The 26,629-nt window shown below is 66.7% G+C and carries 23 protein-coding genes and 1 riboswitch; of the genes, 10 read left to right on the top strand and 13 right to left on the bottom strand.

What is annotated here, in order from left to right; all coding sequences use genetic code 11:
* Position 1 precedes the first annotated feature (1 nt).
* The 4 genes from HBF32_RS11060 to HBF32_RS11045 form a co-directional block, all read right to left on the bottom strand.
* On the bottom strand, positions 2-508 hold the full coding sequence (locus tag HBF32_RS11060) for a winged helix-turn-helix transcriptional regulator (protein WP_166699680.1): 507 nt from the start codon (positions 506-508) through the stop codon (positions 2-4).
* A 49-nt stretch (positions 509-557) separates the two neighbouring features.
* Positions 558-1,565, bottom strand: coding sequence for a class A beta-lactamase (gene bla / locus HBF32_RS11055; RefSeq protein ID WP_166699679.1), 1,008 nt, complete (start codon positions 1,563-1,565; stop codon positions 558-560).
* 132 nt (positions 1,566-1,697) lie between these two features.
* On the bottom strand, positions 1,698-3,983 hold the full coding sequence (katG, locus tag HBF32_RS11050; RefSeq protein WP_166699678.1) for a catalase/peroxidase HPI: 2,286 nt from the start codon (positions 3,981-3,983) through the stop codon (positions 1,698-1,700).
* A gap of 209 nt (positions 3,984-4,192) precedes the next feature.
* Positions 4,193-4,732 (bottom strand): carboxymuconolactone decarboxylase family protein, encoded by a 540-nt coding sequence (locus HBF32_RS11045; protein ID WP_166699677.1) that lies wholly within the window; start codon positions 4,730-4,732, stop codon positions 4,193-4,195.
* 113 nt (positions 4,733-4,845) lie between these two features.
* Here HBF32_RS11045 and HBF32_RS11040 point away from each other — a divergent pair, with 113 nt between their 5' ends.
* From HBF32_RS11040 to HBF32_RS11015, 6 genes are all read left to right on the top strand, one after another.
* The gene (locus tag HBF32_RS11040) at positions 4,846-5,805 is read left to right on the top strand and encodes an AraC family transcriptional regulator (protein ID WP_166699676.1); all 960 of its coding nucleotides are present in this window, start codon (positions 4,846-4,848) and stop codon (positions 5,803-5,805) included.
* Positions 5,806-5,877: 72 nt separating this feature from the next.
* Positions 5,878-7,176, top strand: coding sequence for an MFS transporter (locus HBF32_RS11035; RefSeq protein ID WP_166699675.1), 1,299 nt, complete (start codon positions 5,878-5,880; stop codon positions 7,174-7,176).
* A gap of 174 nt (positions 7,177-7,350) precedes the next feature.
* A complete protein-coding gene (locus tag HBF32_RS11030; RefSeq protein ID WP_166699674.1) occupies positions 7,351-7,800 on the top strand; it encodes an ATP-dependent zinc protease family protein in 450 nt (149 codons plus the stop codon).
* Positions 7,797-8,732 (top strand): 30S ribosomal protein S6--L-glutamate ligase, encoded by a 936-nt coding sequence (rimK, locus tag HBF32_RS11025; protein ID WP_166699673.1) that lies wholly within the window; start codon positions 7,797-7,799, stop codon positions 8,730-8,732. The genes HBF32_RS11030 and rimK overlap by 4 nt, the downstream gene beginning before the upstream one ends.
* Positions 8,733-8,926: 194 nt before the next feature.
* Complete coding sequence (locus tag HBF32_RS11020) at positions 8,927-9,613, top strand: response regulator transcription factor (protein ID WP_166699672.1); 687 nt, start codon at positions 8,927-8,929, stop codon at positions 9,611-9,613.
* Positions 9,597-10,880 carry a sensor histidine kinase gene (locus HBF32_RS11015; protein ID WP_166699671.1) on the top strand — a complete coding sequence of 428 codons (1,284 nt, stop codon included), beginning with the start codon at positions 9,597-9,599 and terminating at the stop codon, positions 10,878-10,880. The genes HBF32_RS11020 and HBF32_RS11015 overlap by 17 nt, the downstream gene beginning before the upstream one ends.
* 291 nt (positions 10,881-11,171) lie before the next feature.
* On the opposite strand, the gene HBF32_RS11010 is transcribed toward HBF32_RS11015, so the two are convergent.
* The 5 genes from HBF32_RS11010 to HBF32_RS10990 all read right to left on the bottom strand — a co-directional run bounded on the left by HBF32_RS11010 (position 11,172) and on the right by HBF32_RS10990 (position 15,135).
* Entirely contained in the window at positions 11,172-11,648 is a 477-nt protein-coding gene (locus HBF32_RS11010) for a DUF2846 domain-containing protein (RefSeq protein WP_166699670.1), read from the bottom strand.
* Positions 11,649-11,714: 66 nt separating this feature from the next.
* Positions 11,715-12,632 carry a branched-chain amino acid transaminase gene (locus HBF32_RS11005; RefSeq protein ID WP_166699669.1) on the bottom strand — a complete coding sequence of 306 codons (918 nt, stop codon included), beginning with the start codon at positions 12,630-12,632 and terminating at the stop codon, positions 11,715-11,717.
* 88 nt (positions 12,633-12,720) lie between these two features.
* Positions 12,721-13,212 carry a DUF4124 domain-containing protein gene (locus HBF32_RS11000; protein ID WP_166699668.1) on the bottom strand — a complete coding sequence of 164 codons (492 nt, stop codon included), beginning with the start codon at positions 13,210-13,212 and terminating at the stop codon, positions 12,721-12,723.
* A gap of 72 nt (positions 13,213-13,284) precedes the next feature.
* A complete protein-coding gene (metF, locus tag HBF32_RS10995; protein ID WP_166699667.1) occupies positions 13,285-14,115 on the bottom strand; it encodes a methylenetetrahydrofolate reductase [NAD(P)H] in 831 nt (276 codons plus the stop codon).
* A gap of 96 nt (positions 14,116-14,211) precedes the next feature.
* Positions 14,212-15,135 carry a LysR family transcriptional regulator gene (locus HBF32_RS10990; RefSeq protein ID WP_166699666.1) on the bottom strand — a complete coding sequence of 308 codons (924 nt, stop codon included), beginning with the start codon at positions 15,133-15,135 and terminating at the stop codon, positions 14,212-14,214.
* A gap of 119 nt (positions 15,136-15,254) precedes the next feature.
* Here HBF32_RS10990 and HBF32_RS10985 point away from each other — a divergent pair, with 119 nt between their 5' ends.
* Together HBF32_RS10985 and HBF32_RS10980 are read left to right on the top strand one after the other, a co-directional pair.
* Positions 15,255-15,800 carry a carboxymuconolactone decarboxylase family protein gene (locus tag HBF32_RS10985; protein ID WP_166699665.1) on the top strand — a complete coding sequence of 182 codons (546 nt, stop codon included), beginning with the start codon at positions 15,255-15,257 and terminating at the stop codon, positions 15,798-15,800.
* Between the two features lie 59 nt (positions 15,801-15,859).
* Entirely contained in the window at positions 15,860-16,489 is a 630-nt protein-coding gene (locus tag HBF32_RS10980) for a pyridoxamine 5'-phosphate oxidase family protein (RefSeq protein ID WP_166699664.1), read from the top strand.
* Positions 16,490-16,569: 80 nt separating this feature from the next.
* Here the strand turns inward: HBF32_RS10980 and ahcY are convergent, their stop codons facing one another.
* The gene (ahcY, locus tag HBF32_RS10975; protein WP_166699663.1) at positions 16,570-18,003 is read right to left on the bottom strand and encodes an adenosylhomocysteinase; all 1,434 of its coding nucleotides are present in this window, start codon (positions 18,001-18,003) and stop codon (positions 16,570-16,572) included.
* Positions 18,004-18,022: 19 nt separating this feature from the next.
* Positions 18,023-18,103: riboswitch (S-adenosyl-L-homocysteine riboswitch) on the bottom strand.
* Between the two features lie 95 nt (positions 18,104-18,198).
* On the opposite strand from ahcY, the gene ppc reads away from it, so the two are divergent.
* Complete coding sequence (ppc, locus tag HBF32_RS10970; RefSeq protein ID WP_166699662.1) at positions 18,199-20,904, top strand: phosphoenolpyruvate carboxylase; 2,706 nt, start codon at positions 18,199-18,201, stop codon at positions 20,902-20,904.
* Positions 20,905-21,011: 107 nt separating this feature from the next.
* On the opposite strand, the gene HBF32_RS10965 is transcribed toward ppc, so the two are convergent.
* Genes HBF32_RS10965 through HBF32_RS10955 form a run of 3 tightly spaced genes read right to left on the bottom strand, consistent with a single transcriptional unit; the run spans position 21,012 to position 25,149 of the window.
* Positions 21,012-22,880: an ATP-binding cassette domain-containing protein gene (locus HBF32_RS10965; protein WP_166699661.1), complete on the bottom strand. Its 1,869-nt coding sequence runs from the start codon at positions 22,878-22,880 to the stop codon at positions 21,012-21,014.
* A gap of 23 nt (positions 22,881-22,903) precedes the next feature.
* On the bottom strand, positions 22,904-23,947 hold the full coding sequence (locus HBF32_RS10960; RefSeq protein ID WP_166699660.1) for an aldose epimerase family protein: 1,044 nt from the start codon (positions 23,945-23,947) through the stop codon (positions 22,904-22,906).
* 23 nt (positions 23,948-23,970) lie between these two features.
* The gene (locus HBF32_RS10955; RefSeq protein WP_166699659.1) at positions 23,971-25,149 is read right to left on the bottom strand and encodes a XylR family transcriptional regulator; all 1,179 of its coding nucleotides are present in this window, start codon (positions 25,147-25,149) and stop codon (positions 23,971-23,973) included.
* Between the two features lie 153 nt (positions 25,150-25,302).
* On the opposite strand from HBF32_RS10955, the gene xylA reads away from it, so the two are divergent.
* On the top strand, positions 25,303-26,619 hold the full coding sequence (xylA, locus tag HBF32_RS10950; RefSeq protein ID WP_166699658.1) for a xylose isomerase: 1,317 nt from the start codon (positions 25,303-25,305) through the stop codon (positions 26,617-26,619).
* Positions 26,620-26,629 lie beyond the last annotated feature (10 nt).

Raw genomic sequence — 26,629 nt, 5'->3', positions numbered from 1 at the left:
GTCAGCCCTCGCCGAGGACCTTGTGGTTGCGGCTCTCGATCACCCGCAAGGTGTTGGCCGTCGCGCCAGGCCCTGGCACGAAGCGCACGTCGCGGAACGAGAGCGGTTTACCGTCGGGACCGTGCACGGTGATCTTCTGGATGACATGGCCCGAGTCCGCCGTGACCAGCCGGGTGGTCGGCTTGCCGTTCGGCGCGACCCACCGGTCGCCCCACTGCTTGAGGGTGACCAGCAGGGGATAGAGGTCCTCGCCCTTGCGCGTCAGCCGGTAGCCGTCGGTGTTCGCGCGATTCTCGAGCGGGAACCGTTCCATGATGCCCAGCTCGACGAGGCGCTCCAGGCGCGACGTGAGGATGTTGCGGGCGATGCCGAGCTCACTCTGGAACTCGTCGAAACGCGTCGCGCCCTGCGTGGCCTCGCGCACGATGAGCAGGGTCCACCAGTCGCCGACCTGGTCCAGCGCGCGGGCGATCGTGCAGTTCATGCCGTCGAAGCGCTTCTTGCGCATGGGAGGCACCTCCAGCGGTTGGCATGAGTTGCATCATACCACTATCCGCTCAGGGCGTTGCGGAGGCTCCCGTCACCGCCCGGCCGATTTCGGCGAACAGCGCGTTCCGGTCCTTTGCGTCCGTCTGCGATCCGGTGAGGAACGCTGCCACGATCACGGTACGGCCGTCCGGCCAGGTGACGATGCCGATATCGTTGAATGCCGCCGTCACACCTTCCAGGGTGTACGACGTGCCGCACTTGTCCGCGAAACGCACCCCGGCGGGAAGGCCGGCGCGCATGCGGTTGGGCACGGTCTGGCCGTACATGAGCGCCAGGAGCCGCTTCGTCGACGTGGCCGATAGCAGTTCGCCCTTCCACAGCTTCTCGAGGAAGTCGGCCGCCGCGTCCGGCGTCGTGCGGTTGCGCGGGTCGGCCATATACGCCTGCATGCCGCGCCGCCGCCGTGCCAGCTCGGCGGCTTCCGTTTCATCGTCGGGAATGGTCCGGCCCCGGTCCGTATCTTCGAAGATGTCGACGATGCCGGCCTCGCCGAGATCGATGCGCATGCCGTCGATGCCGTGCTTCCGGAGATAGGCCGTCACCACCTGCGGTCCGCCGGCCAGTCGGATGAGGGCATCGACGGCGGTGTTGTCGCTCTCGCTCACGGCGGCCTCCAGCAGGCGGTCGACCGTGAAGCGCATGCTCTTTCCCTTGAAGTGCGCTCCGATCGAAGGCACGGCGGATCCACCAAGGACGTCGCCGCTGTCGATCGTCACTTCCTGGTCCGGTCTGAGCCTCCCTTCGTCGATCTGCGCCAGAATGGCCGCCGCCACCGGGGCCTTGAACACGCTCATCATCGGATAGGCGCGATCGGCATTGATCCGCGTGCGTGTGTGCGCGCCGAGGTCCAGCACCGTGATCCCCAGCGTACCGGGCCTGGCTTCGTCGGCGAGTCGGGCGAGGGTTTGCTGGAGGCGGGTATCCGGCGGATCCTTGGCCATCGCGGGCGCGGCGAGGGCCACGGCGAGACAGACACCCGACGACGCTCGCAGAAGCGACCGCATCAACTTGCGCATGGAACCCCCTGGGATGAAAACGGGTTCCAATGTTCGCTGCGGGATGGGGCAAAGTCGAGGCCGGATGCTGCCGGCTGCCTGACGGGATCGGTCCCGCCCGGGGCTTTCCTCCGGGCGGGACCGGGCCTCACGTTACGCGGCTTCCCGTTCTCGCGCGGGCTCCTTTTGCCGCTTGAGGTCGAAGCGGTCGAGGTTCATCACCTTCGTCCAGGCCGCGACGAAGTCGTTGACGAACTTGTCCTCGGCGTCCGCGCTGCCGTAGACCTCGGCCAACGCGCGCAATACCGAGTTGGAACCGAACACGAGGTCAACGCGGCTGGCGATCCACTTCAGCTTGCCCGTGCCGCGCTCGCTGCCTTCGAACGTTTCCCTCGCCGGCGACGTGGGCTTCCACTCCGTGCGCATGTCGAGCAGGTTGCGGAAGAAGTCGTTCGTCAGTTTCCCCGGCCGGTCGGTGAGCACGCCCTGCTTGCTGCCGTTGAGGTTCGTGCCGAGCACGCGCATGCCGCCGACGAGCACCGTCATTTCCGGCGCGGTGAGGGTGAGCAGCTGGGCCTTGTCGATGAGCAGGGCCTCGGCGGGTACGCTGTACGCACCCTTCAGGTAATTCCGGAAGCCGTCGGCGACGGGCTCCAGCGGCGCGAACGAATCCACGTCGGTCTGTTCCTGCGACGCGTCCGTGCGACCCGGTGCGAAGGGCACCGTGACCGGATGGCCCGCTTCCCTCGCGGCCTTTTCGATGCCCGCGCCGCCCGCCAGCACGATCAGGTCGGCGAGCGAGATCTTCTTGCCACCGGTCTGCGAGCGATTGAAGTCGGTGCGGATGCCTTCCAGCCGTTCGAGCACCTTCGCCAGTTGCTCGGGCTGGTTCGATTGCCAGTCCTTCTGCGGGGCGAGGCGGATGCGCGCGCCGTTGGCGCCGCCGCGCTTGTCGCCGCCGCGGAACGTCGACGCGGAGGCCCAGGCGGTGGAGACCAGTTCGGCCACGCTGAGGTCCGACGCCAGCACCTTGTCCTTCAGCGCCTGGATCTCGCTCTCGCCGACCAGCGGGTGGTCGACCTTGGGAACCGGGTCCTGCCAGATCAGTTCCTCGTCCGGGACTTCGGGACCGAGGTAACGCGAGCGGGGGCCCATGTCGCGATGGGTCAGCTTGAACCATGCGCGCGCGAAGGCATCGGCGAAGGCGTCGGGATGTTCGAGGAAGTGACGGGAAATCTTCTCGTACACCGGATCGAGGCGCAGCGAAAGGTCCGTCGTCAGCATCGTCGGCCGGCGGCTGGCGCCGCCGAACGCGTCGGGAATGTCGGCATCGCTGTTCTTCGCCACCCACTGGTTGGCGCCGGCGGGACTCTTCGTGAGTTCCCACTCGTGCTTGAAGAGGTTCTGGAAGAAATGATGGCTCCATTGCGCCGGCGTCTGCGTCCACGTGACTTCGAGGCCGCTGGTGATGGTGTCGGCACCCACGCCGCTGCCATAGGCGTTCTTCCAGCCGAGGCCCTGCTGCTCGAGTTCGCCGGCTTCCGGCTCGGCGGCCACGTTCGCGGCATCGGCGGCGCCGTGGGTCTTTCCGAAGGTATGGCCGCCGGCGATCAGCGCGACGGTCTCCTCGTCGTTCATCGCCATGCGCGCGAAGGTTTCGCGGATATCGTGCGCGGCAGCGAACGGATCGGGGTTGCCTTCCGGACCTTCGGGATTGACGTAGATGAGGCCCATCTGCACCGCGGCGAGCGGGTTCTCGAGGTTGCGGCCATGATCGGTGCGGTCTTCCTCGGTGCCGTGCAGGTGCGGATCCGCGACCAGTACCCCTTCGTCGTCCGGCTGCGCCTTGCCGTAACGATGGTCGCCGCCCAGCCACTCGTTTTCCTTGCCCCAGTACACGTCCTCGTCGGGCTCCCACGTATCCTCCCGTCCGCCGGCGAAGCCGAACGTCTTGAAGCCCATGCTTTCCAGGGCGACGTTGCCGGCCAGGATCATCAGGTCGGCCCAGGAGATGCTGCTGCCGTACTTCTGCTTGATCGGCCAGAGCAGGCGGCGCGCCTTGTCGAGGCTGACGTTGTCGGGCCAGCTGTTCAACGGCGCGAAGCGCTGTTGCCCGCGCCCGCCGCCGCCGCGGCCGTCGCCGATACGGTAGGTGCCGGCGCTGTGCCAGGCCATCCGGATGAAGAGGGGACCGTAGTGGCCGAAGTCCGCAGGCCACCAGTCCTGCGAATCGGTCATCAGCGCGGCGAGATCCCTCTTCACTGCCGCGAGGTCGAGCTTGTCGAAGGCCTCGGCGTAATCGAAGTCCGGCGTGAGCGGATTCGATCGCGAGGAGTGCTGGTTGAGCAGGTCGACGCGCAAGCGCTTCGGCCACCAATCCTTATTGGTCGTACCGCCACCGGCGGTGTGTTTGAACGGACACTTTGCTTCGGTCGACATGGGCGCATCTCCTTTGGACTGCCGGGAACGGAAGGGGGCTCCTTTCCTGGATCATAGGCGTGTGCGCGATATTGCAAAAATTGATTGATCTTATGATGACAAGAGGCTGCGCCTATTGACCCGCATGCATCCACGCGGTCACGCGACGGGAAATCGGGCTTCCCTGAAAAAGTCGTGCGCGCCACGGGGCGCGCACGGGCGGGGCTCCATCATTCGGCCGCGGGAAAATCGACGTCGGTGTCGTTGATGCGGTTGAACGTGTTGGTGAAGGTGATCATCGCCATGGCATAAGAGATGGCGAGCAGCTGCGCATCGGAGTAACCCGCCGCGCGGATGTCTTCCACGGCCGCCGCCGGCACCGTGCCGTTCTGGCGCAGGATGCCGAGCACGAAACGGATCAGGGCGTCCCGCTTCGCGTCGCCGGTGCCTTCCATATGGCGGATGGCGCGCACGTCGTCCGCGGAGAGGCCGGCCATCTTGCCCAGCATGTTGTGCGCGGCCACGCAGTAGTCACAGCCAGTCTGCGCGCTCACGAGCAGCTTGATGGTTTCCAGGTCCTTCCGGGACAGGCCCGCGGAAGCGAGGGCGGTGTCGGCGTCCAGGTAGGCGGTGGTCAGTTCCGGGGAGAGGTGGCCCAGGGCGGCGAACATGTTCGGTACCTTGCCGCCGGCCATCTTGCGGACCGTGGCATAGACTTCGGCGGTGGCGCCGGTGGCGGTGTCGACAGCGGGAATCGTGGTGCGGCTCATGGTGTTGCTCCGGTGTGTGGTTGGAATGGGGCTATTCTGGCGATTGAGGGTGATCTCGACGAGCTTGAAAAAAGTCAATAAAATGCTCGAAAGGATCACACTGGATCGACCCCATGTCCGCGGATATCGATTGGCTCAGCCGCTTCCTTGCCATCGTCACGGTGACCGGGCGTCTGGAAATCCGCTGTTCCTACGGCGCTCCCTGGAACGTCACCTACGGCGATTCCTCGCGGGGCGAGATGCCTTACCACCTGATCCTGCGCGGCACGGCGAGGCTCGACGGGCCCAACGGCCAGGGCGTGCCGCTGACGGCGGGCGACATCGTGTTGTTCCCGCACGGCTCGGCCCATGTGTTGCGTGACGGCAGCGGGCTTCCGCCGGGTCCGACGCGCGAACGCGGCACCCCCAACGTCCTGTTCAGCGAGAACGAGGGGCAGGGCGAGCGCCTCGACATGCTCTGCGGGCGGTTCGCGATCGCGGCGCCGCACGATCGCTGGCTGCGCAGTTATCTGCCTTCGACGCTCGTGGTGCGCGCGGGACGGGAGAGCGCCGGCGACGACGGTCTCTCCGCCGCCGGCCACCTCGCCAACCTCGTGGACCTCATGCGCAGCGAATCCGTCGATGGCCGCCTCGGCGGCTATGCGATGTTGAATGCGTTGTCGGCCGCGCTCTTCGCGCTCGTGCTGCGCGTGGCGAGCGAAGCGGAGACGCCGCCACCCGGTCTCCTCGCCCTGGCCGGACATCCCCGGCTGGCACCGGCGATTTCCGCGATGCTCGACGATCCCGCGCGCGCCTGGACGCTGCCGGAACTCGCCACGATGTGCAGCATGTCGCGTGCGACGTTCATGCGTCATTTCCAGGACGGACTGGGACGATCCGCGGCCGAGCTGCTCCAGGACATCCGCATGAGCATGGCGGCGAATGTCTTGAAGAATACGGCCGACTCGACCGAAGCGGTGGCGGAAGCGGTTGGATACCAATCCGTATCGGCGTTTCGTCGCGTCTTCAGGGAGAGCATCGGCATGACGCCCGGCGACTGGCGTCGTCAGTTTCGTCCAAGCGTTGCCGCATGACTTGACCGTGCTCCACGCATGGCGGCTAATAACCGTTTGGGCCCGCCCATTCCCTTGCCGCCAAGCGTATCCATGAGCGCCATCGCCGATACCGATCTCACCGAGAGCCGTCCCCTCGATCGCCGCGACGCGAAGACCCTTGTCCTCTCCGCGCTCGGTGGCGCGCTGGAGTTCTACGACTTCGTCATCTTCGCGTATTTCGCGAAGACGCTCGGGCACCTGTTCTTTCCGCCGGGCACGTCGGACTGGGTGGCGCAATTGCAGGCCTTCAGCATCTTCGCCGTCGGTTACCTCGCGCGTCCGCTGGGCGGCCTCGTCATGGCGCACTTCGGCGATCGGGTGGGGCGCAAGCGCATGTTCACGCTCAGCGTGTTCCTGATGGCGATACCCACGTTGATCATCGGCGTGCTGCCGACCTACGCGAGCATCGGCGTGCTCGCGCCGGTGCTGCTCACGTTGCTGCGCATCGTGCAGGGCATCGCCATCGGCGGCGAAGTGCCGGGCGCCTGGGTCTTCGTCGCCGAGCACGTGCCGCGGCATCGCGTCGGCCTGGCCTGTGCCAGCCTCAGCGCGGGACTCACCGTGGGCATCCTCATCGGTTCGCTGCTGGCCGCCGCGCTGAACGCGCGCCTGTCCGAAGCGGAAATGCTCGACCACGGCTGGCGCATCGCCTTCCTGCTCGGCGGTGTGTTCGGCTTCTTCGCCGTGTACCTGCGCCGCTGGCTCAGCGAAACGCCGGTGTTCGCGCGCATGCGCGAGCGCAAGGAACTCGCGACGGAACTGCCCGCGTGGGTGGTGCTGCGCGATCACCTCCCGTCGGTCGTGTTGTCCATGGTGGTGACCTGGGTGCTCACCGCCGCGATCGTCGTGGTGATCCTGATGACGCCCACCCTCATGCAGACGGCATTCCACGTCGCGCCCGCGCGCGCGTTCGCCGGCGGCAGCCTCGCCGCGCTGGCGCTGTGCATCGGCTGCGTGCTCGGCGGCCTGCTCGTCGACTGGCAGGGCAAGGCCCGCGCCATGCTCGTCGGTTCGCTCGGCCTGGCCGTCAGCACCTACGCGCTTTACCTCGATCTCGTCGCGGGCGGCTCGAACCTTTTCCCGCTGTATGCGCTGGCGGGATTGTTCGCTGGCGTGGCGGGCATCGTGCCCGCCGTCCTGGTCGCCGCCTTTCCGCCGGCGATCCGCTTTTCCGGCATTTCCCTGTCTTACAACATCGCCTACGCCATCGGCGGGGCGGCGACGCCGGTACTGGTCGGATACCTCGCGAAGTCCGCTGGCGGCCTCGGCCCGGCGCACTACGTGGGGCTGGTGGCCCTGGTCGGCGTGGGCAGCGCCATCTACATGATGCGTCAGCGCGAGACGCCCTAGCCGAGGGTCGTTTCACGCGTTTTTCATGGGCGTGACGGCCTTTCCGGGCAGGCCGCCTCGCGCCAGTTGCGCCGGCCCCGCGCGTTGGGCATCCTTTTCACATCGCGGCAGGCCGCCGCGCACACCGGATCGTTCCCCGCGATCCAAGTCGTCCTCACACCGTCGCTCCAGACCATGGCTGATGTCATCACACTAGGCTGGCGCGAACGGCTCGCACTTCCGTCGCTCGGCGTTCCGATCCTCAAGGCGAAACTCGACACTGGCGCACGCTCGTCGTCGCTGCATGTCGAGTGGCTGGAGGTGGACGAGCGCGCCGACGGTACCTGGCTGCTTTTCCAGATCCGCACCACGCGCAAGGGCGGCCTGTCGGCACCGTGCGAGGCGCGGGCGACGGGGCGGCGCTCGGTGACCGATTCGGGCGGGCATACCACGGCACGCTGGTTCATCCGGACCGAGGTCGAGCTGGCCGGGCGCCGTTTCGGTGCGGAAGTGAACCTGACCGACCGGCGGCACATGCTGTTTCCCCTCCTGCTCGGCCGGACCGCCCTCGACGGGCGTTTCGTGGTCGATCCATCGCTTTCCTACTCGCAGACGCCGCGCCGCGCCGTCCGGGACCCGTCATGAAGATCGCCATCCTGTCGCGCAACGCGCGGCTGTACTCCACCCAGCGGCTGGTGGAGGCTGCGCGCAAGCGCAAGCACACGGTGCGCGTCATCGACCCGCTGCGCTGCTACATGAGCATCGCGCCGCAGTCGTTCGCCATCCACTTCAAGGGCAAGCCGCTCGGGCCGGTCGACTGCGTGATCCCGCGCATCGGCGCTTCGAGCACCTTCTATGGCACCGCCGTGCTCCGCCAGCTGGAACTGATGGGCGTCTTCACCCCCAATCCGTCCGACGCCGTGCTGCGCGCCCGCGACAAGCTGCGCTGCCTGCAGCTGCTGGCCGCCCGCGGGGTGGACATGCCGCTGACCGCCTTCGGCGACAACCCCGACGACACCGCCGACCTGATGGCGATGCTCGGCGACCCGCCGCATGTCATCAAGCTGAACGAAGGAACCCAGGGCGCCGGCGTGGTCCTGGCGGAGAAGCGCTCGGCTTCGCAGAGCGTCATCGAGGCCTTCCGCGGCCTTTACGCCAACTTCCTGGTCCAGGAGTTCATCCGCGAGGCCAACGGCCAGGACCTGCGCTGCTTCGTGGTCGGCGACCAGGTGGTGGCATCCATGCAGCGCTCGTCCGCCCCGGGCGAGTTCCGCGCGAACCTGCATCGCGGCGGCACCGCCGCCGCGGTCGAACTGTCCGAGGACGAGCGCCGGGTGGCCGTCGAAGCCGCCTCGGCCCTCGGGCTGGAAGTGGCCGGCGTGGACCTGTTGCGCTCCTCGCGCGGGCCGTTGCTCCTCGAGGTCAACGCTTCGCCGGGGTTGGAGGGCATCGAGGGCAGCACGGGCGTGGACGTGGCCGCCGCCATCGTCGCCCATTGCGAGGCCCGGCGGGCCGAGCGCCCGGTCGCGGCGAAGCCCCGGAAAGCGCGGTCCGCGAAGGGGTTAACAGCGATTTAAAGGACGGTCCCCTATAAAGGGCCCACTGTGATTCCGCGACGCGGGGTGACGGTATCGGGGCAGTAGTTCTTTCGGCCCGGGCGGGGTTCCCCGCCCGGGCCTTTCTTTTGCTGCTGTCCGGTTCACCGATTCCCCGGTAAGCTTGAAGTCGCAATACCCATAAGATTGAAAGCGACCGCACAACGGAGTGCCGCATGCGCGTTCTGGTCATCGAAGACAATACCGACATCGCGACCAACATCGGGGACTACCTCGAGGACCGTGGCCACGTCGTCGATTTCGCCGGCGACGGCGTCACCGGGCTCCACCTGGCCGTGGTCCACGACTTCGACGTGATCGTGCTGGACCTCACCCTGCCGGGCATGGACGGCCTGGACGTCGCAAAGAAGCTTCGCCACGAGGCGCACAAGCAGACGCCGGTCCTCATGCTGACCGCCCGCGATTCGCTGGAGCACAAGCTCACCGGCTTCGAGTCCGGCGCGGACGATTACATGACCAAGCCCTTCGCCCTGCAGGAACTGGCCGCGCGCCTGGAAGTGCTGGCGCGACGTGGCAAGGGCCCGCAGAGCCGCGTGCTCAAGGTGGGCGGCCTGACCTACAACCTCGATACCCTCACCGTCACGCGGGAAGGCAAGTCGATCCAGCTGAACCCCATCGGCCTGAAGCTCCTGCAGGCGTTGATGGAGGCCAGTCCGTCGGTCGTTACCCGCCAGGACCTGGAACAGCGCGTGTGGGGCGAGGAGCTGCCCGATTCCGACTCCTTGCGCGTGCACATCCACGGGTTGCGCGCGGCTATCGACAAGCCGTTCGAGAAGCCGCTGATCCATACGCGTCACGGTATCGGATACCGCATGGTCGATCCGGATGCGGTCCAGGCGTAAGCTTCGTTTCCGACTGATCGTCACCTTCACGCTGTTCGGTTTTGGGCTGAGCGCGCTGTTCGCGTTCGCCGCTCTCAACATTCGCGAGCGCGTCGAGGAACAGCTGATCAATTCCGCCTTGCAGGACGAGGTCGATTCGCTCAACGCGAAGGTGCGGGCGAATCCGAACGAGCGCCCGCAATTCGAGATCGTGAAGGGCGCCACCTTCAGCGACCGCACCATCTACAAGGCGCCGCTGAACTGGCAGTCGCTGGGCACGGGCGTGCACGATCTGTACGAGACCGACAAGGACGAGAAGCGCCATCACTACAAGGTGGCGGTGCGTCGCGAGGGCGGCATCATCAGCTTCCTCCAGTTCGACGTCTCGCGCGACGAACTCGGCAAGCGCCAGCTCGTCACCAGCGTCATCGCCGCGGTGTTCCTGTTCGGCCTGATGTCGCTCGTGCTCGGCGTGTGGCTGTCGTCGCGCGTCTTGCGCCCCGTCACCGACCTGGCCCGTCGCCTGCGCGACTTCCGCCGCGTCGGCAAGGCCGAGGCGCTCGCTCCGCATTTCGCCGACGACGAGGTGGGCGAGCTGGCGGTGGCACTCGACGAGTATGCGATGCGCCTCACCTCCGTGGTGGAGCGCGACCGGGAATTCAATTCCGATGTCAGCCACGAACTGCGCACGCCGCTGGCCGTCATCGCGAGCACGACGGAGCTCCTGCAGGGCTCGCCCGACCTCACCGACAAGCTGCGCGAGCGGCTGAAGCGCATCGAGCGCGCGTCGCGCCAGGCCACCGAACTGATCGAAGCGCTGCTGCTGCTCTCGCGTGCCGAGCGCCGCGGCCCGACGCGAGGCGAAACCACGGACGTCGCCAAGGTCGCGTCCGACGTCATCGAAAGCCAGCGTCCGCAGATGGGCGGCAAGCCGATCGAGATCGAACTGGTGTCGGACGGCTCGGTGACGGTCAACGCACCTGCTTCGGTGGTGTCGGTCGCATTGACGAACCTGATCGGCAACGCCATCAAGTACACGATGGAAGGCATGGTCACCGTGCGCGTGCTCGACGGGCGCATCGACGTGATCGATACCGGTCCCGGCATCAAGCCGGAGGATGCCGAGAAACTCTTCCAGCGCGGCATCCGCGGCGAAAGCGCCACGGGGGGCGGGGCGGGCCTCGGTCTCGCCATCGTGCGCCGGCTGTGCGAGCTCTACGGCTGGGATGTTTCCCTGCGCCCGCGTCCGGAAATGGCCGGCGCCATCTCGACGATCGACTTCCGCTGATCAGAGCCCCGTTGTAGGAGCCGCTACAGCGGCGAGGGAAGGTCGCGACACCGCGGCAAGATTTCTCTCGCCGCTGTAGCGGCTCCTACTTCACTACGCCGGTACTCACCCGCTCGCAGCTGCTTAACACCGCCATCGGCTCGATCGGCAACGGCTGGAACATCGCCAACGACGGCGGCAAGACGAGCTGGCTCTACGCGTATCGTTCGTCGAGCTACCCGAACGGCTTCTGCAACTAGGAAAAAGCCGCTCCTGCCTTCGGGCAGGAGCGGCCCCCGGTCTCGCCTGACGTTACGGCGCCGTCGGCATCCGGAGGGTCACGGCCTCGGTCTGCAGCAGGTCGCACTTGCGAACGCCGGCCTTGCCGACATCGGCCGAGACCAGATGCAATTTGCTGCGGGCGGCCATCAGCCCCATCTTCACTTCCTGCCACACGTAGTACGTCTTGCCCGCTTCGACATCGAGGGGCAGCGTATCGTCTTTCTCGGTTAGCGAAGCGATGGTGTGATGGCCTGGCGACAGGGCCAGCTGCAGGAAGCTTTTCGGTCCCGTCTGTCCGGCTACATAGTCGTCGACCTTCACCGGCATCTTGATGGCTGCGCCGAACACCTCGTCGCGGTACACATAGACCACGGCCTTGTCGGTGAGCGGTGCGAACACTTTCGCCCGGTCGCTCGCGCCAGGGTCCGCTTTCTGGACGCTGGCGCAACCGCTGAGCGTGGACACTACGATGATCGCCGCGAGCGCGGCGAGATGATTCCACTTCATTTTGAACTCCCCTGTAGATGGACCAGGCAGGACGTTGCATCCTCTGGCGGGGAGATCGTAGCGTGCTTAAAGCGGCTCCAGCCAGCCCCAGCGGTCGGCCGTCTTGCCGTTGAACAGGCCGAAGTAGAGCTCCTGCAGGCGGCGCGTGATCGGGCCGCCCTTGCCGGTGCCGATCTTCTTCCCGTCCACCGAGCGGATGGGCGTCACTTCCGCCGCCGTGCCGCACATCAGGATTTCGTCGGCGAGATAGAGGTATTCGCGCGGGAGGTCGCGCTCGATCACGTCGATGCCTTCCTCGCGGGCAAGGGTCATCAGCGTGTGGCGGGTGATGCCGGCGAGGATAGAGGCGCTGGCCGGCGTCGTGTGCAACGCGCCGTCGAACACCAGGAACAGGTTCTCGCCCGCGCCCTCGCTGAGGAGACCCGTGGAGGCCAGCGCGATGCCTTCGCCGAAGCCGAGGCGGCGCGCCTCGCGCGCGATCAGCTGGCCGGAAAGGTAATTGCCGCCGGCCTTGGCACCCGCCGGGATGGTGTTCGGCGCGAAACGCTGCCAGCTGGAAACGCAGGCGTCGATACCGTTCTCCAGCGCCTCGGGTCCGAGGTACGGGCCCATCGGCCAGGTCGCCACGGCGACGTCGGTCGGGCATTCGGCGGAGAGGCCGAAACCACCCAGGCCGCGGAACGCCACCGGACGCAGGTAGGCGGCCTTGAAGTCGTTCTTCTTGACCACCTCGCGGCAGGCTTCCGCCAGCTCGTCCATCGAATAGGGAATCTCGATGTCGTAGATCTTGGCGGAGAGGTAGAGGCGCTTCAGGTGGTCGGTCAGGCGGAAGATCGCCGCACCGTCCGGCGTCTCATAGCTTCGAATGCCTTCGAATACCGACGAACCGTAGTGGAGCGCATGCGCCATCACGTGGACGGTGGCTTCGCGCCACGGCTTGATCTGGCCGTTCTGCCAGATCCATTCGGGGTAGTTCTGCGACATGTGAGCGCTCCGGAGGGGACCGCCCATGATAACGGGTAGTGCCCCTGCCCACATGGCGCGACGCGTCAGTGCGCCGGCGGATGGCCGGTCAGGCCGGCGGACGAAGCCAGAGGCATCCCGAGTCGCGGACCACGTCGAAGTGGGCGCGTCGGGTCGCGCCCGCGCCCCCCGGAGCGGAGGTCACGGCGTCGATGCCCGTACCCTCGTTCCCTTCCAGCGCCACGAGGGGGCGATGGACGAGCGCTTCCATCGCCCGCAGGTTCTCAACCGCCCCGGCGCTGCCATAGCCGTTCCAGAGGATCAGGCCGCCGACACGATTGGCACTGCGGGCGGCGAAGGCCTGTACCAGGCCGTCGCGGAGTTCGCCCAGGTCTTTCGCGCACAGGAGGCCCGCCGTGGGTTCGCCCGAACTGGCGCTGGTTGCGGGTAGCGGGAGGAGGGACGTCGCGCCCACGCTCGTACAGGGCTGGTCGCTGAAGACGGGGCTTCCATCGGCGCCGACGCAACGATGGATCGCGGTCTGCGCGGCGGCCGGCAGGGCGAGGAAGAGCAGGAGCAACAGGACGATGGCGCGGATCACGGGTGGCACGCGGTGGCTGGCAGTGCGTCATCATCCCCGGCACCGCATTTGCGAAGGGTGACGGCGCGCACGTTACCGCGTGGCGAGACGCTCCAATACCGAGGTGGTCGCCCGGGCGCGGTTGATCGTATAGAAGTGCAGGCCGGGCGCACCGCCTTCCAGCAGGCGCCGGCAGAGGTCCGCCACGACGTCGGCGCCCAGTTCGCGCACGGCGGCCGCGTCGTCGCCGTGGGCCTGCATGCGCTTCACGATCCAGCGCGGGATCTCGGCGCCGCATTGCTCGGAGAACCGGCGCAACTGGCTGAAATTGGCGATCGGCATGATGCCGGGCACGATCGGCACCCGCACCCCGAGCTTCGCCACGTCGTCCACGAAGCGGAAGTAGGCATCCGGATTGAAGAAGTACTGGGTGATGGCGCCGTTGGCACCCGCGTCCACCTTCGCCTTGAAATGGCGCAGGTCGGCGAGCGCGTTGTCCGCCTGCGGATGGGTTTCCGGGTAGGCGGCCACTTCGATGTGGAAATGGTCGCCGCTGTGCTCGCGGATGAAGGCGACCAGTTCCGACGCATAACGGAAGTCGCCCGGCGAGGCCATGCCCGAGGGCAGGTCGCCGCGCAGGGCGACGATGCGGCGGCAGCCCGTGGTCTTGTAGGTATCCAGCAGGGCGGCGATTTCCGCCCGCGTGCCGCCCATGCAGGACAGGTGCGGCGCCACCGAGAGCCCGTGGTTCGCGCGCAGGCGCTTCACCGTGTCGTCCGTGTAGCTCAGCGTCGAGCCGCCGGCGCCGAAGGTCACCGAGACGTATTCGGGCGCATGGGCCTTGAGGCGGCCTACCGCGGCATCGAGCTGCTCGCGCTGTTCGTCGGTCTTGGGTGGGAAGAATTCGAAGCTGATGGCGGGCATGGGCGATCTCGTCGTGTTACCCGCAGTATAAATATCTTTCCATCCAGATGGAAAGATGGCTGATGACGGCTAGGTACTTCCAGTCCTGACATCGCCTCAGCGGCTGGAAAAAGTGGCGATCCTGGAAAGTACCTCGCGCAGGCGTGGGGCGGCGAAGTCCAGGAAGCGTCGCATCTTCAACGGCATCTGTCCGCGCGAGGCATGGACGAGATGCACGGGGCTGGGGTCCGGCTCGAAGTCGGCGAGGACGATGCGCAGCGCATCGGCCTCGACGGCTTCGGAAACCTGGTAATGCAATAGCCTCGCGATGCCGACACTGCGGATGGCCGCTTCCGCTGCGGCCTCGGCCGTCGTCACCGATAAACGCGGTACGACGGGAAGATCGAACATGGCTGTCGATCCCGGTGTCTTGAAACGCCAGCCGGGAAAGGGTGAGGGCGTTTCGACGCTGACGCAGGGGAGTGTCAGTACGTCGTCGGGCGTTCGCGGCAGGCCATGGCCGCCGAGGAACGAGGGGCTGGCGCAGGTCACGCTCCGCACATGGCCCACCTGGGTGGCTACCATCGAGCTGTCGGGAAGTTTGCCGATCCGGACGGCCATATCGATGTGCGCATCGACCAGGTCCATGTTGCGATCGGCCATCACCAGGCGGATGTTGATCTCGGGAAACAGGGCCAGGAAATCCGCAACCACCGGCAGCACATGCAGCCGGCCGAACAGGATCGGCGCGGTGATGACCAGCTCCCCTTTCGGCGTGGTGAACTCGCCGGCCGCTTCCCTTTCGGCATCTTCGACTTGTTCGAGGATGCGCCGCGCCGCCGCGACGTAGGCAAGGCCGGCTTCCGTGAGCGTGAGTTTGCGTGTCGTGCGGATGAGCAGCTTCGTGCCGAGGAGCGATTCAAGGTCGGAGATCTTCCGGCTCAGGGTGGGAAGCGGCACTTTCAAAGTCCGTCCCGCCGCCGACAGGCTTCCGGTCTCGCTCACCGTCACCAGCATCGACATGGCTTCGAGGCGATCCATCCATTCTCTCACTTTATGGTGAAATGATTTCCAACATTAGTGGATTATCTTATTGGATGAAAGGGTCCATGATTTTTCCCAAGCCGAGCCATCCCGGTTCGCCAGCAAGGAAAAACATCATGTCCCGCATCGCCGTTCCCGCCCTCGACGCCGCCCCGGAAGGTTCCAAGGCCACGCTCGACACCATCCACAAGCAGCTTGGCGTGGTCCCGAACCTGTTCCGCCTGATCGGCAACAGCCCGGTGGCGCTCACCGCCTATACGGGATTCCACGCTGCCCTGTCCAAGACGCTCGACGTGAAGACGCGGGAGCGGATCGCGCTGGCTGTCGCGCAAGTCAACGGCTGCGATTACTGCCTCTCGGCGCACACCTATCTCGGCCTGAATCTCGCGAAGATCGGTCCGGAAGAGATCGCTCTGAACCGCAAGGGCGCGTCCAGCGATCCCAAGGCGAACGCCGCCGTCCAGTTTGCCGCCAAGGTCGCGGAAAAGCGCGGTCACGTGAGCGACAGCGACATCAAGGCCGTTCGCGACGCGGGATTCACCGACGCGGAGCTCGTGGAAATCGTCGCCCTGGTCGCGGAGAACAGTTTCACGAACTTCCTTAACGAGGTCGCCGACACCGAGATCGACTTCCCGGTCGTGCGGGTCGCCGACGCGGCGTGACACCGACGGTGGCGGGACCGGGTAGGTCCCGCCACGCATTCCATCAGCGGAGACGTGCCATGGCCTATGGCTTTCTCGATATCGCAACGACGCCCAGTATCCAGGCCGTGCAGGCCAGGATGGGCGTCGATCAGTTCTGGCGCGACTTCAAGGGGCACCGCGAGTTCGATCGCTTCGGCGAAAGAGAACTCGCGCACATCGCGGAACGCGAAAGCTTCTACATGGCGACAGTCTCGGAGACGGGGTGGCCCTACGTACAGCATCGCGGCGGCCCGCGTGGCTTCCTCAAGGCCGTCGACGACCGCACGCTGGCCTTCGCCGACTATCGCGGCAACCGCCAGTACATCAGCACCGGCAATCTCGCCGCCAACGGCAGGGCATGCCTGTTCCTGATGGATTATGCCCGTCGCGCGCGGCTCAAGATCTACGCGCACGTGGACATCCTCGCCATCGACGAGGACCCCGGGTTGACGGAACGTGTCTCCACGCCGGCCTACCAGGCCCATCCCGAACGCATCTTCCGGCTGCGGCTGGCAAGCTTCGACTGGAATTGCTCGCAACACATCACGCCGCGTTTCACCGAGCAGGAGATCAGCGAGGCGGTTCGCCCCCTCCAGGAGCGCCTGGCCCAGTTGGAGGCCGAAAACGCCGAGCTGCGAGCCGGAAGGCCGGAAACGTCCCGATCGTGAAACGAGCCGGCCGCCCATCGCCGCGGCCAAAAGAAGAGGCGCCCTAAGGCGCCTCCCGTCGACCGCTGTGAAGCACCCGATCAGTAGCGGTAATGATCCGCCTTGTACGGACCTTCCACCGGCACGCCGATGTAGTCGGCCTGGTCTTTCGTCAGCACGGTGAGCTTCACGCCGATCTGCTCGAGGTGCAGGCGGGCCACTTCCTCGTCCAGCTTCTTCGGCAGGCGGTACACCGTCTTCTCGTAGGTGTCCTTGTTCTTCCACAGGTCGATCTGCGCAAGGGTCTGGTTGGAGAAGCTGTTCGACATCACGAAGCTCGGATGGCCGTGGGCACAGCCGAGGTTCACCAGGCGGCCTTCCGCCAGCATGTAGATGCTGCGGCCCGTCGCGCCGAAGGTGTAACGGTCGACCTGCGGCTTGATGTTCTCGCGGGTGACGTCCTTCGCCGTGTTCAGGCGGTCGATCTGGATCTCGTTGTCGAAGTGGCCGATGTTGCAGACCAGGGCGTTGTTCTTCATCTTCGCCATGTGTTCCAGCGTGATGATGTCCTTGTTGCCCGTGGTGGTGACGTAGATGTCGCCGAGGCCGAGGGTGTCTTCGACGGTGGTCACCTGGAAACCTTCCATCGCGGCCTGGAGGGCATTGATCGGATCGATCTCGGTCACGATGACGCGCGCGCCGAAGCCCTTCAGCGAATGCGCGCAACCCTTGCCCACGTCGCCGTATCCGCAGACGACGGCGACCTTGCCGGCCACCATCAGGTCGGTGGCGCGCTTGATGCCGTCGGCCAGCGACTCGCGGCAGCCGTACAGGTTGTCGAACTTGCTCTTGGTCACCGAGTCGTTGACGTTGATGGCCGGGATCAGCAGCTTGCCGGCTTCGGCGAGCTGGTAAAGGCGGTGCACGCCGGTGGTGGTCTCTTCCGAAACGCCCTTCCATTCGGCGGCGATCTTCTTGAACCAGCCCGGACGCGCGGCGGCCGTCTTCTTGACCAGGTCCTTGATGACCTGCTCTTCGTGGTTGCCGCTCGGGGTGTTGACCCAGTCGCTGCCGTCTTCGAGCTCGACGCCCTTGTGGATGAAGAGGGTGGCGTCGCCGCCATCGTCCACGATCAGCTGCGGACCGAGCTCGCCCGGATGGGTCAGCATGTCCAGGGTGCACTGCCAGTACTCTTCCAGCGTCTCGCCCTTCCAGGCGAACACCGGAAGGCCACCGGCGGCCATCGCCGCGGCGACGTCGTCCTGGGTGGAGAAGATGTTGCACGACGCCCAGCGCACGGAGGCGCCCAGCTCGCGAAGGGTCTCGGCGAGCACGGCGGTTTCCTTGGTGACGTGCAGCGAGCCCGAGAGGCGCACGCCCTTGAGCGGCTGCTCCTTGGCGTAGCGGGCGCGGATCTGCATCAGGCCCGGCATTTCCTCTTCCGCCATGCGGATGCGGCGGCGGCCGAGGTCGGCCTGCGAAATATCGCGGACCTTGTAATCCTGGAACGAGGTGTCTTTGGTAACGGCGTTCATCTGGCGTAGCTCCGGAGTATGCACGGGGGCGCCGTTCGGTGGGACGCCGCGCCGAGCCTGGCCTATGGGACATCCCACGGTCGCAGCGCCCCTCGGCGGGCAAAACGGTCCGGTGATTATATCGCTAAATCCGGATGCAGGGATGAACACACGAATTTAGGTACTCTCGGGGTTCCGATACCGAACGAGAGTCCGATGGAAGCCGCCCGAGATCCCGAATTCCTGCCCCACGACGGTCCCCTGCGCGAGGACGTGCGCCGTCTCGGCGCACTGGTCGGCCAGATGCTCGCGGAGCAAGGTGGCCAGGCCTTCTTCGAGCGCGTGGAGCATGTGCGCACCGCGGCCATCCATCGGCGCCGCAGCGGGGCCTCCGTCGATGCCCTGGCGGACTCCCTGACGGGCCTGGACGCGGCCGACGCCGAGGCCCTGGCCCGGGCCTTCGCGACCTATTTCCAGGCGGTGAACACCGCCGAGCGGGTGCACCGCATCCGCCGCCGCCGCGACTACCAGCGCGAGGGCGGCGCGCCGCAGCCGGAATCGCTGGCCGCGGTGCTGGCGCTGCTGAAGAAGGACGGCGTGGACCGCGACGAACTGACCCGGCTGCTCGGGCACCTCGACGTGGAACCCGTCTTCACCGCGCATCCGACCGAGGCCGTGCGGCGGTCGCTGCTTGAAAAGGAGCAGGAGATCGTCCGCGCGCTGGTCGACGAATTCGATCCGAGCCGTACGCCGCAGGAGCGGCGCGACGACGATGCGCGCATCCTCATGGCGTTGTCGGCCGGCTGGCAGACCGCCGAGGCTTCGCCGGTGCGGCCGAGCGTGCAGGACGAATTCGAGCATGTGGGCTTCTACATCGCGCAGCCGCTCTATCGCGTCTTGCCCGCGCTGTACGAATCGTTGCAGCAGGCGCTCGCCGAGACGTACGGCGAGGGCGTCGCCATTCCGCGGCTGCTGCGTTTTGCCACCTGGGTGGGCGGCGACATGGATGGCAATCCGAACGTCAATGCCGAGACCGTCGCCGCGACCCTTTCGGCGCAGCGCGCGCTGGTGCTGGAGCGCTATATCGAGGATGTCGGCGCACTGGGCCGCCTGCTCAGCCAGACGGACGACCGGGTCGAGCTCGACGATGGCCTCCGGCAACGCATCGCGTCGTATCGCGCCACCTTCCCGGGAGCCGCCGAGCGCATCCGGCCCCGCCACGCCGACATGCCGTACCGGTGCTTCCTCGCCTTCGTCGCCGAACGGCTCGAGGCCACCTTGCAGGATCGCGACGGACGCTATGCCTCGGCGGACGAATTCATCGACGACGTTGCGCTCGTGGAGAAAAGCCTTCTCGAACACGGCGGCAGGCACGCCGGTGCCTATGCGGTCGGACGCCTGCTCTGGCGAGCGCGCACGTTCGGTTTCCATCTGGCGCGGCTGGACGTCCGCCAGGACGCCCGGGTGCACGACGACGCGCTTTCGGCCCTGCTCGACGACGGCGAATGGGCGAACCGTGACGCCGCCTCGCGCGCCGGCACGCTGCGTCCCTATGCGTCGGGCGAGCGGAGCTTCGCTGCCGGCGCGAACGACGAGAACGCCACCATGCTCCGCGCCGTCTTCGCCACCCTGGCCGATTCGCGGAGGCGTTACGGCCATGAAGCCACCGGCCTCTACATCATCAGCATGGCCGAGACGGCCGCCGACGTGCTCGCCGTGCTGGCGCTCGCGCGTTACGGCGGTCTGGTGCGCGACGACGGGGTGCCGCTCGACGTGGCCCCGTTGTTCGAGACCATCGACGACCTCGCGGGCGGCGCGGATACCTTGCGCACGTTGTTGGACGATCCGGTATACCGCGCGCACCTGAAGGCCCGCGGCGACCGCCAATGGGTGATGCTCGGCTACTCCGACAGCGGCAAGGACGGTGGTACCGTCGCCTCCAGGTGGAGCCTGCAGCGGGCCCAGGTGGAGATGCTGGACGTGGCGGCGAAAGCCGGCATCCGCGTCGCGTTCTTCCATGGTCGCGGCGGTTCCGCAAGCCGCGGCGGCTCGCGGATCACGCCGGCGCTGATGGCTTCGCCGCGGGGTTCGGTCGGTGGCGTGCTGCGCGTGACCGAACAGGGCGAGGTCATCCACAGGAAGTACGGTATCCGCGCGCTGGCGGTGCGCAACCTCGAACAGACGCTCGGCGCCGTCATGCGCGCGTCCTTGCGGCCCCGCGACAGCGAATCGCGCGAAGCGGCCTGGAAGGACACGATGGCACGGTTGTCGGACGAGAGCCGCAAGGCGTACCGGGCGTTCGTGGATACCGAGGGATTCGTGGATTACTTCCGCGGCGCCACGCCGATCGACGTCATCGAGCGCATGACGCTCGGCTCGCGTCCGGCGCGCCGGCGCAGCATGAAGGGCGTGGAAGACCTGCGCGCCATTCCTTGGGTGTTCTCGTGGACGCAATGCCGTGCCGTGCTGACGGGATGGTACGGACTGGGTTCGGCACTCGATGCCGTCGCGAGCGAGTACGGCGACGAAACCCTCGTCCGCATGGCACGGGACTGGCCGTTCTTCTCCACGATGCTCGACGATGTGGAGATGGTGCTCGCCAAGGCCGATATCGATATCGCCGAGGCCTTCTCGAAGCTCGCGGGGCCGCTGCACGATCGCTTCTTCCCGACGCTGCGCGACGAATTCGGTGGCACGGTGGACTGGGTGTTGAAGCTAAAGGGCGCGAAGGAACTGCTGGCGGGCGATCCGCGCCTGTCCACGTCGATCCGTCTGCGCAACCCGTATGTCGATCCGATGAGCCTGTTGCAGGTGGATCTCTTGAAGCGCTGGCGTGCGACGGGCGGTAAGGACGATGCGTTGCTGAAGGCGCTCGTGGCGTGCGTCAACGGCGTGTCGCAAGGCTTGCAAAACACAGGTTGACGCGCCATTGCTGTCGCGGCCGCCATAGCGGCGAGAGCAATCTTGCGGCGATGTCGCGAGGTTTCCTCGCCGCTGTGGCGGCTCCTGCACGGTATCTTCGTCGTGCGTCAGCCTTCCAGCTCTTCCCATCGTGCGAAAGCCGTCTCCAACTCGGATTGCAGTTTCGCCAGATCCTCATTCGCCCGCGTGATCGTCGCGGCGTCCTGCTGGTAGTACTTCGGATCGTTCATCGCCTCGGTGCGTTCCGCGATCTCGGCTTCCAACTGTTCGAGCTTCGCCGGCAGCAGGTCGAGCTCGCGTTGTTCCTTGAAGGACAGCTTCTTCTTCGGCGCGGCCGGTGCAGGCGCCGCCGTCACCGGGGTGGGAGGGGTCTTCGCCGTCGCCGGCCTCGCGGCCTGCGCGGCGGGGCGCTGGCGCAGCCAGTCGCTGTAGCCGCCCACGTATTCCCCGACCATGCCGTCGCCCTCCAGCACCAGCGTGCTGGTGACCACGTTGTCGATGAAGTCGCGGTCGTGCGAGACCAGCAACAGCGTGCCGGTGTATTCGTTGAGCAGCTCCTCGAGCAGCTCCAGCGTTTCGACGTCGAGATCGTTGGTCGGTTCGTCCATCACCAGCAGGTTGGACGGCTGGGCGAACAGCTTCGCCAGCAGCAGGCGGTTGCGCTCGCCGCCGGAAAGGCGCGTGATCGGCGCGCGGGCGCGTTCGGGCGAGAACAGGAAGTCCTGCAGGTAGCCGATGATGTGCTTGCGCTGGCCGTTGAGCTCGATGTACTCGCGGCCCTCGGCCACGTTGTCCAGCGCGTTCATGCGATCGTCGAGCATGGACCGGTGCTGGTCGAAATAGGCGATGTCGAGGCCGGTGCCCAGCGTGACCTCGCCTTCCTGCGGCGTGAGTTCGCCGAGCAGGATCTTCAGCAACGTGGACTTGCCCGCGCCGTTCGGGCCCATGATGCCGACCCGGTCGCCGCGCATGATCGTCGTCGAGAAGTCGCCGAGCAGCGTCCGTCCGCCATAGGCCTGGGTGATGTGCTTCGCCTCGATCACCTTGCGCCCGGACGCCTGCGCCGTGGCCAGCGTGATGCGCGCGTTACCGGACTGCTCGCGGCGCTCGGCGCGCTCGCGGCGCATGGCCTTCAGCGCGCGCACGCGGCCCTCGTTGCGCGTGCGCCGGGCCTTGATGCCCTGGCGGATCCACACTTCCTCCTGGGCCAGCTTGCGGTCGAAATGCGCGTTCGCCTGGGCCTCGGCGTGCAAGCGTTCCTCGCGGCGGCGCAGGTAGTTGTCGTAGTCGCCGGGCCAGCTGGTGACCGCACCGCGGTCGATCTCGACGATGCGCGTGGCCAGCGAACGAAGGAAACTGCGGTCGTGCGTGATGAAGACGATGCTGCCGGCGAAGCCCTTGAGGAAGCCTTCGAGCCAGGCGATCGCCTCGATGTCGAGATGGTTGGTCGGCTCGTCGAGCAGGAGGAGGTTCGGGTCGCGCACCAGCGCCTGGCCGAGAAGCACGCGGCGCTTCATGCCGCCGGACAACTCGGAGAAATCGGTATGGGCGGGCAGTTCGAGTCGCTCGATCACCTGCTGCACGCGCGAATCCAGGTCCCACGCGTTGTGGGCCTCGATTTCCGCCTGGACATCGCCGAGACCGTCCATGTCGCCCGCGTCGAGCATATGGTGATAGCGCGCGAGCAGGTGACCGAGTTCGCCGAGGCCGTCGGCGACCACGTCGAACACGCTGCCCTCGGTGTCCTGTGGCACTTCCTGCGTGAGCCGCGCGATGCGCGTACCGCCCTGCAGGCGGATCTCACCGTCGTCGGGATGCAGTTCGCCCGCGATGAGTTTCAGCAGCGTGGACTTGCCGGCCCCGTTGCGCCCGACGATGCAGACGCGCTCGCCGGTATCCAGGGAAAGATCGACCTGTTCGAGCAGGAGCGGGCCGCCGACGCTGTAGTCGACGTTGAGGAGTTGGATAAGCGACATCCGTCCATTGTACCGCGACGTTCCTACACAGTATCGACGCGATAGCGCGTGTGCTGCCGCCAAACGGCGCCCGGCCTCAGGATCGCGGCCTCCGCGTCCGGCCCGTTCACCTGGTCCGGAAAGGCCTGTGTCTCGAGGGCGAAGCCCGCGAACGGACCGTAGACGTCCCCCTGCCGCCCCGGCTGCCCGGTGAGCTTCTGGCCACTGTAGAACTGCAGGCCGGGCCGGTCGGTCTCCACGCTGAGCCGGCGGCCGCTGGACGGTTCGGACACCACGGCCACCATCCGGGGCGCCGTCCCCGGCGTGCCGGCCGGGACGTAACAGTGATCGAAGCCGCCGACCAGCCGCAGCTGCGGGTCCGGCCAGTGCAGCCGCGATCCGATCGGCGCCTCTTCCCGGAAATCGAAGGCCGTTCCGGCGACCGGCTGCCGCGCCACCGGGATCGCGCCGGCGTCGATGGCCAGGAAGGCGTCGGCGTCTATCCGGATCAGGTGGTCGCGGATGTCCGGCCGGCGGTCGTTGAGGTTGAAGTACGGATGCGCGGTGAGACTGAGGGGCGTGGGCGCGTCGGCGGTCGCGGCGTACCGAAGGTCCAGCGTGCCGTCGTCCTCGAGCCGCAGGCGCAGTTCCACGCGCACTTCGCCGGGAAAGCCGCCCTCGCCCTCGGCCGAGACGAGCCGCAGGACGAGTCCCTCGCCGTCCGGCTCCACATCCCAGCGTTGCCGGTGAAAGCCGTCGTTGCCGCCATGCAGGTGGTTGCCGCCATCGTTGCGATCCACCTTGTAGTCGATGCCGTCGAGGCGGAAGCGGCCGCCGCGGATACGGTTGGCCCAGCGGCCCACGATGCCGCCCATGTAGGCGTTGGAATCGAGATATTGCTGCGCGTCGGCATGCCCGAGAAGCACTTCGCCCAGACGGCCCTGGCGATCGGGCACTTGCCACGAGAGCAGGGTGGCGCCGAGATCGCTGATCTCGACCTGCGCACCGCCCGCGTTGCGCAGCGTCCAGCGGTGCAGCGGTCGGCCGTCGGGCAGCTGGCCCCACGCGGTGGCGATGGATACGGGCATGGAACGTTCCGAACGAGTGGCGATCAGGTCGCCCCCGTCGTCCGATGGAGGTCGAGATACTGGCGTGGCGTGCAATCGTACTCGCGACGGAACACCGCGTACATGTACTGCAGGGAGGTGAAGCCGCACCGCAGCGCGATGTCCGCCAGCGGGGCGCCCGAGTTCGCGATCAGGTCGCAGGCCGTGTCCAGCTTATGTTTCAGGATCACCTGGTGGACGGTCTGCTTCAGTTCGCGCTTGAAGTGTTCTTCGAGCACGGTGCGCGAGACGCCCACATAGTCGGCCACCTGTTCGGTCTTGATGCCGAGGCAGCCGTACTGGCGGATGTAGTGGCTTGCCCGCATCACGTGCGGACTGCGCATGGGATGGTAACGGCTCGACACCTGCACGTTGATGCCCACCGGGGGCACCAGCACCCGCGTGGCGGAACAGTCCACCCCGCGCAGCATCTGGTGAAGCAGGTGCGCCGCCGTGCGTCCCATCTCCTCCGCGCCCTGGATCACCGAGGTGAGCGGGATGCGCGTGAGCAGTTGCGCCATCGGGTCGTTGTCGATACCCACGATGGCGACCTGCTCGGGCACGGCGATCTCCCCGATCACGCAGGCCTGGAGCAGCTGGCGCGCGCGCGCGTCCGTGGTGGCGATGATGCCGACCGGCTTGGGCAGCGCGGTGAGCCAGGCGACCAGTTCCTCCACGGCCTCGCCCCAGCCACCCGCGCTGGTGGGCGAGCCCTCGTACACCGTCGCTTCCACCGCCTCCTCCTCCACGATGGCGCGGAAGGCATGCTCGCGTTCCTGCGCCCAGCGGCTGCCGGGATGGGGCGGAAGACCGTAGAAGGCGAAGCGGCCGAGTCCCTGCTCGATGAGATGGTCGTACGCGAGTCGCACGAGTCGCGCGTTGTCGGTGGCGATGTACGGCACGCCGGCCGGGTACGCGGCGGGATCGTGGTACGAGCCGCCGACCGCCACCACGGGAATGTGCAGGTCGCACAGGGCGTCGGGCGCTTCGGGATCGTCGAAATCGGCGATGACGCCGTCGCCCCTGAACTGGCGGATGTCGCGCATGCGGCTACGAAAATCCTCTTCCATGAAGAGGTCCCATTCCACGCGCGTGCTATTCAGGTAAAGGCCGATGCCGGCGATGACCTGCCGGTCGTACACCTTGTTGGCATTGAACAGCAGGGCGATGCGGTGGGGATTCATGGCCCGCCCAAGCTAGCAGGGTTCGGCCGTTCCGACCATGACGCAGCGCGGCATCGAAAATGCCCCGGCGCCCGCTGGAAATCGCAATTGCGCACGGCGGGGCCCGCTGGTCACGATCGATGGAATGCTCCCCACGCCCGTCAAGGAATCGCTATGTCGTACTTTTCCAACGTCCCGAAGATTCGTTACGAAGGTCCCGGCAGCGACAACCCGCTCGCCTTCCACCACTATGACCCGGACAAGCGGGTGCTCGGCAAGCGCATGGAGGACCATCTGCGCCTCGCGAGTTGCTACTGGCATACCTTCGTGTGGCCGGGCTCCGACGTGTTCGGCGCCGGCACGTTCGCCCGTCCCTGGCAACAGCCGGGCGACCCGATGGCCAGGGCGCGCGAGAAGACCGATGCCGCGTTCGATTTCTTCTCGCGCCTGGGCACGCCGTTCTACACCTTCCACGACACCGACGTGGCGCCCGAGGGCGACGGCCTCGCGGATTACGTCAACAACGTCGCCGCCATGGTCGACGTGCTGGAAAAGAAGCAGGCCGAGACGGGCATCAAGCTGCTGTGGGGAACCGCGAACCTGTTCAGTCACCCGCGTTACGCGGCCGGCGCGGCGACCAATCCGCAGCCGGAGGTCTTCGCCTACGCGGCCACGCAGGTGCGCCATGCCATGGAAGCCACGCATCGCCTGGGTGGCGCCAACTACGTACTTTGGGGCGGGCGCGAGGGTTACGACACCCTCCTCAACACCGACCTGAAGCGCGAGCGCGAACAGCTCGGGCGATTCTTCAAGATGGTGATCGAGCACAAGCATAGGATCGGTTTCAAGGGCACGATCCTCATCGAGCCGAAACCGCAGGAGCCCACCAAGCACCAGTACGACTATGACGCGGCCACCGTCTACGGCTTCCTGAAGGAGTTCGGGCTGGAGAACGAGGTGAAGACGAACCTCGAGGCCAACCATGCCACGCTGGCCGGTCATTCGTTCCACCACGAGGTGGCGACGTCGATCTCGCTGGGCCTGTTCGGCTCGATCGACGCCAACCGCGGCGATCCGCAGAACGGGTGGGATACCGACCAGTTCCCCAACAGCGTGGAGGAGCTGACGCTGGTCACTTACGAAATCCTGAAGTCCGGCGGCTTCGGCACGGGCGGTTTCAACTTCGACACCAAGGTACGCCGGCAGAGCAGTGCGCCCGAGGACCTCTTCCATGGACACATCGGTGCGATCGACGCGTTGGCGCTTGCCCTCGAGCGCGCCGCGCGGATGATCGAGCGCGACGCCCTGGCCGACTTCAAGGCGAAACGTTATGCGGGCTGGGACGGTGAATTCGGCAGCACGATTCTACAAGGCGGATACACCCTGGCCTCGCTCGCGGACGATGCCTTGGCGCACGATTTCCGCCCGAGGCACGTTTCGGGTGGACAGGAGTTGCTCGAAAACATCGTCAACCGCTATATCTACGGGTGAATGAGATACG

This window comes from Luteibacter yeojuensis, from assembly GCF_011742875.1.
GTDB lineage: Bacteria > Pseudomonadota > Gammaproteobacteria > Xanthomonadales > Rhodanobacteraceae > Luteibacter > Luteibacter yeojuensis.
Note: the sequence above shows the minus strand (reverse complement) of the source record. Positions and strands in the feature narration are given on the sequence as shown.

Bases quoted from the DNA above. Each gene is read 5' to 3' on its own strand.
- HBF32_RS10985 (WP_166699665.1), top strand. From the start codon at position 15,255: ATGTCCCGCATCGCCGTTCCCGCCCTCGACGCCGCCCCGGAAGGTTCC.
- katG (WP_166699678.1), bottom strand. From the start codon at position 3,983: ATGTCGACCGAAGCAAAGTGTCCGTTCAAACACACCGCCGGTGGCGGT.
- HBF32_RS11045 (WP_166699677.1), bottom strand. From the start codon at position 4,732: ATGAGCCGCACCACGATTCCCGCTGTCGACACCGCCACCGGCGCCACC.
- HBF32_RS11015 (WP_166699671.1), top strand. From the start codon at position 9,597: ATGCGGTCCAGGCGTAAGCTTCGTTTCCGACTGATCGTCACCTTCACG.
- HBF32_RS10980 (WP_166699664.1), top strand. From the start codon at position 15,860: ATGGCCTATGGCTTTCTCGATATCGCAACGACGCCCAGTATCCAGGCC.
- ppc (WP_166699662.1), top strand. From the start codon at position 18,199: ATGGAAGCCGCCCGAGATCCCGAATTCCTGCCCCACGACGGTCCCCTG.
- bla (WP_166699679.1), bottom strand. From the start codon at position 1,565: ATGCGCAAGTTGATGCGGTCGCTTCTGCGAGCGTCGTCGGGTGTCTGT.
- metF (WP_166699667.1), bottom strand. From the start codon at position 14,115: ATGCCCGCCATCAGCTTCGAATTCTTCCCACCCAAGACCGACGAACAG.
- xylA (WP_166699658.1), top strand. From the start codon at position 25,303: ATGTCGTACTTTTCCAACGTCCCGAAGATTCGTTACGAAGGTCCCGGC.
- HBF32_RS10990 (WP_166699666.1), bottom strand. From the start codon at position 15,135: ATGGATCGCCTCGAAGCCATGTCGATGCTGGTGACGGTGAGCGAGACC.
- HBF32_RS10955 (WP_166699659.1), bottom strand. From the start codon at position 25,149: ATGAATCCCCACCGCATCGCCCTGCTGTTCAATGCCAACAAGGTGTAC.
- HBF32_RS11040 (WP_166699676.1), top strand. From the start codon at position 4,846: ATGTCCGCGGATATCGATTGGCTCAGCCGCTTCCTTGCCATCGTCACG.
- ahcY (WP_166699663.1), bottom strand. From the start codon at position 18,003: ATGAACGCCGTTACCAAAGACACCTCGTTCCAGGATTACAAGGTCCGC.
- HBF32_RS10965 (WP_166699661.1), bottom strand. From the start codon at position 22,880: ATGTCGCTTATCCAACTCCTCAACGTCGACTACAGCGTCGGCGGCCCG.
- HBF32_RS11005 (WP_166699669.1), bottom strand. From the start codon at position 12,632: ATGTCGCAGAACTACCCCGAATGGATCTGGCAGAACGGCCAGATCAAG.
- HBF32_RS11035 (WP_166699675.1), top strand. From the start codon at position 5,878: ATGAGCGCCATCGCCGATACCGATCTCACCGAGAGCCGTCCCCTCGAT.
- HBF32_RS11010 (WP_166699670.1), bottom strand. From the start codon at position 11,648: ATGAAGTGGAATCATCTCGCCGCGCTCGCGGCGATCATCGTAGTGTCC.
- HBF32_RS11060 (WP_166699680.1), bottom strand. From the start codon at position 508: ATGCGCAAGAAGCGCTTCGACGGCATGAACTGCACGATCGCCCGCGCG.
- HBF32_RS10960 (WP_166699660.1), bottom strand. From the start codon at position 23,947: ATGCCCGTATCCATCGCCACCGCGTGGGGCCAGCTGCCCGACGGCCGA.
- HBF32_RS11030 (WP_166699674.1), top strand. From the start codon at position 7,351: ATGGCTGATGTCATCACACTAGGCTGGCGCGAACGGCTCGCACTTCCG.
- HBF32_RS11020 (WP_166699672.1), top strand. From the start codon at position 8,927: ATGCGCGTTCTGGTCATCGAAGACAATACCGACATCGCGACCAACATC.
- rimK (WP_166699673.1), top strand. From the start codon at position 7,797: ATGAAGATCGCCATCCTGTCGCGCAACGCGCGGCTGTACTCCACCCAG.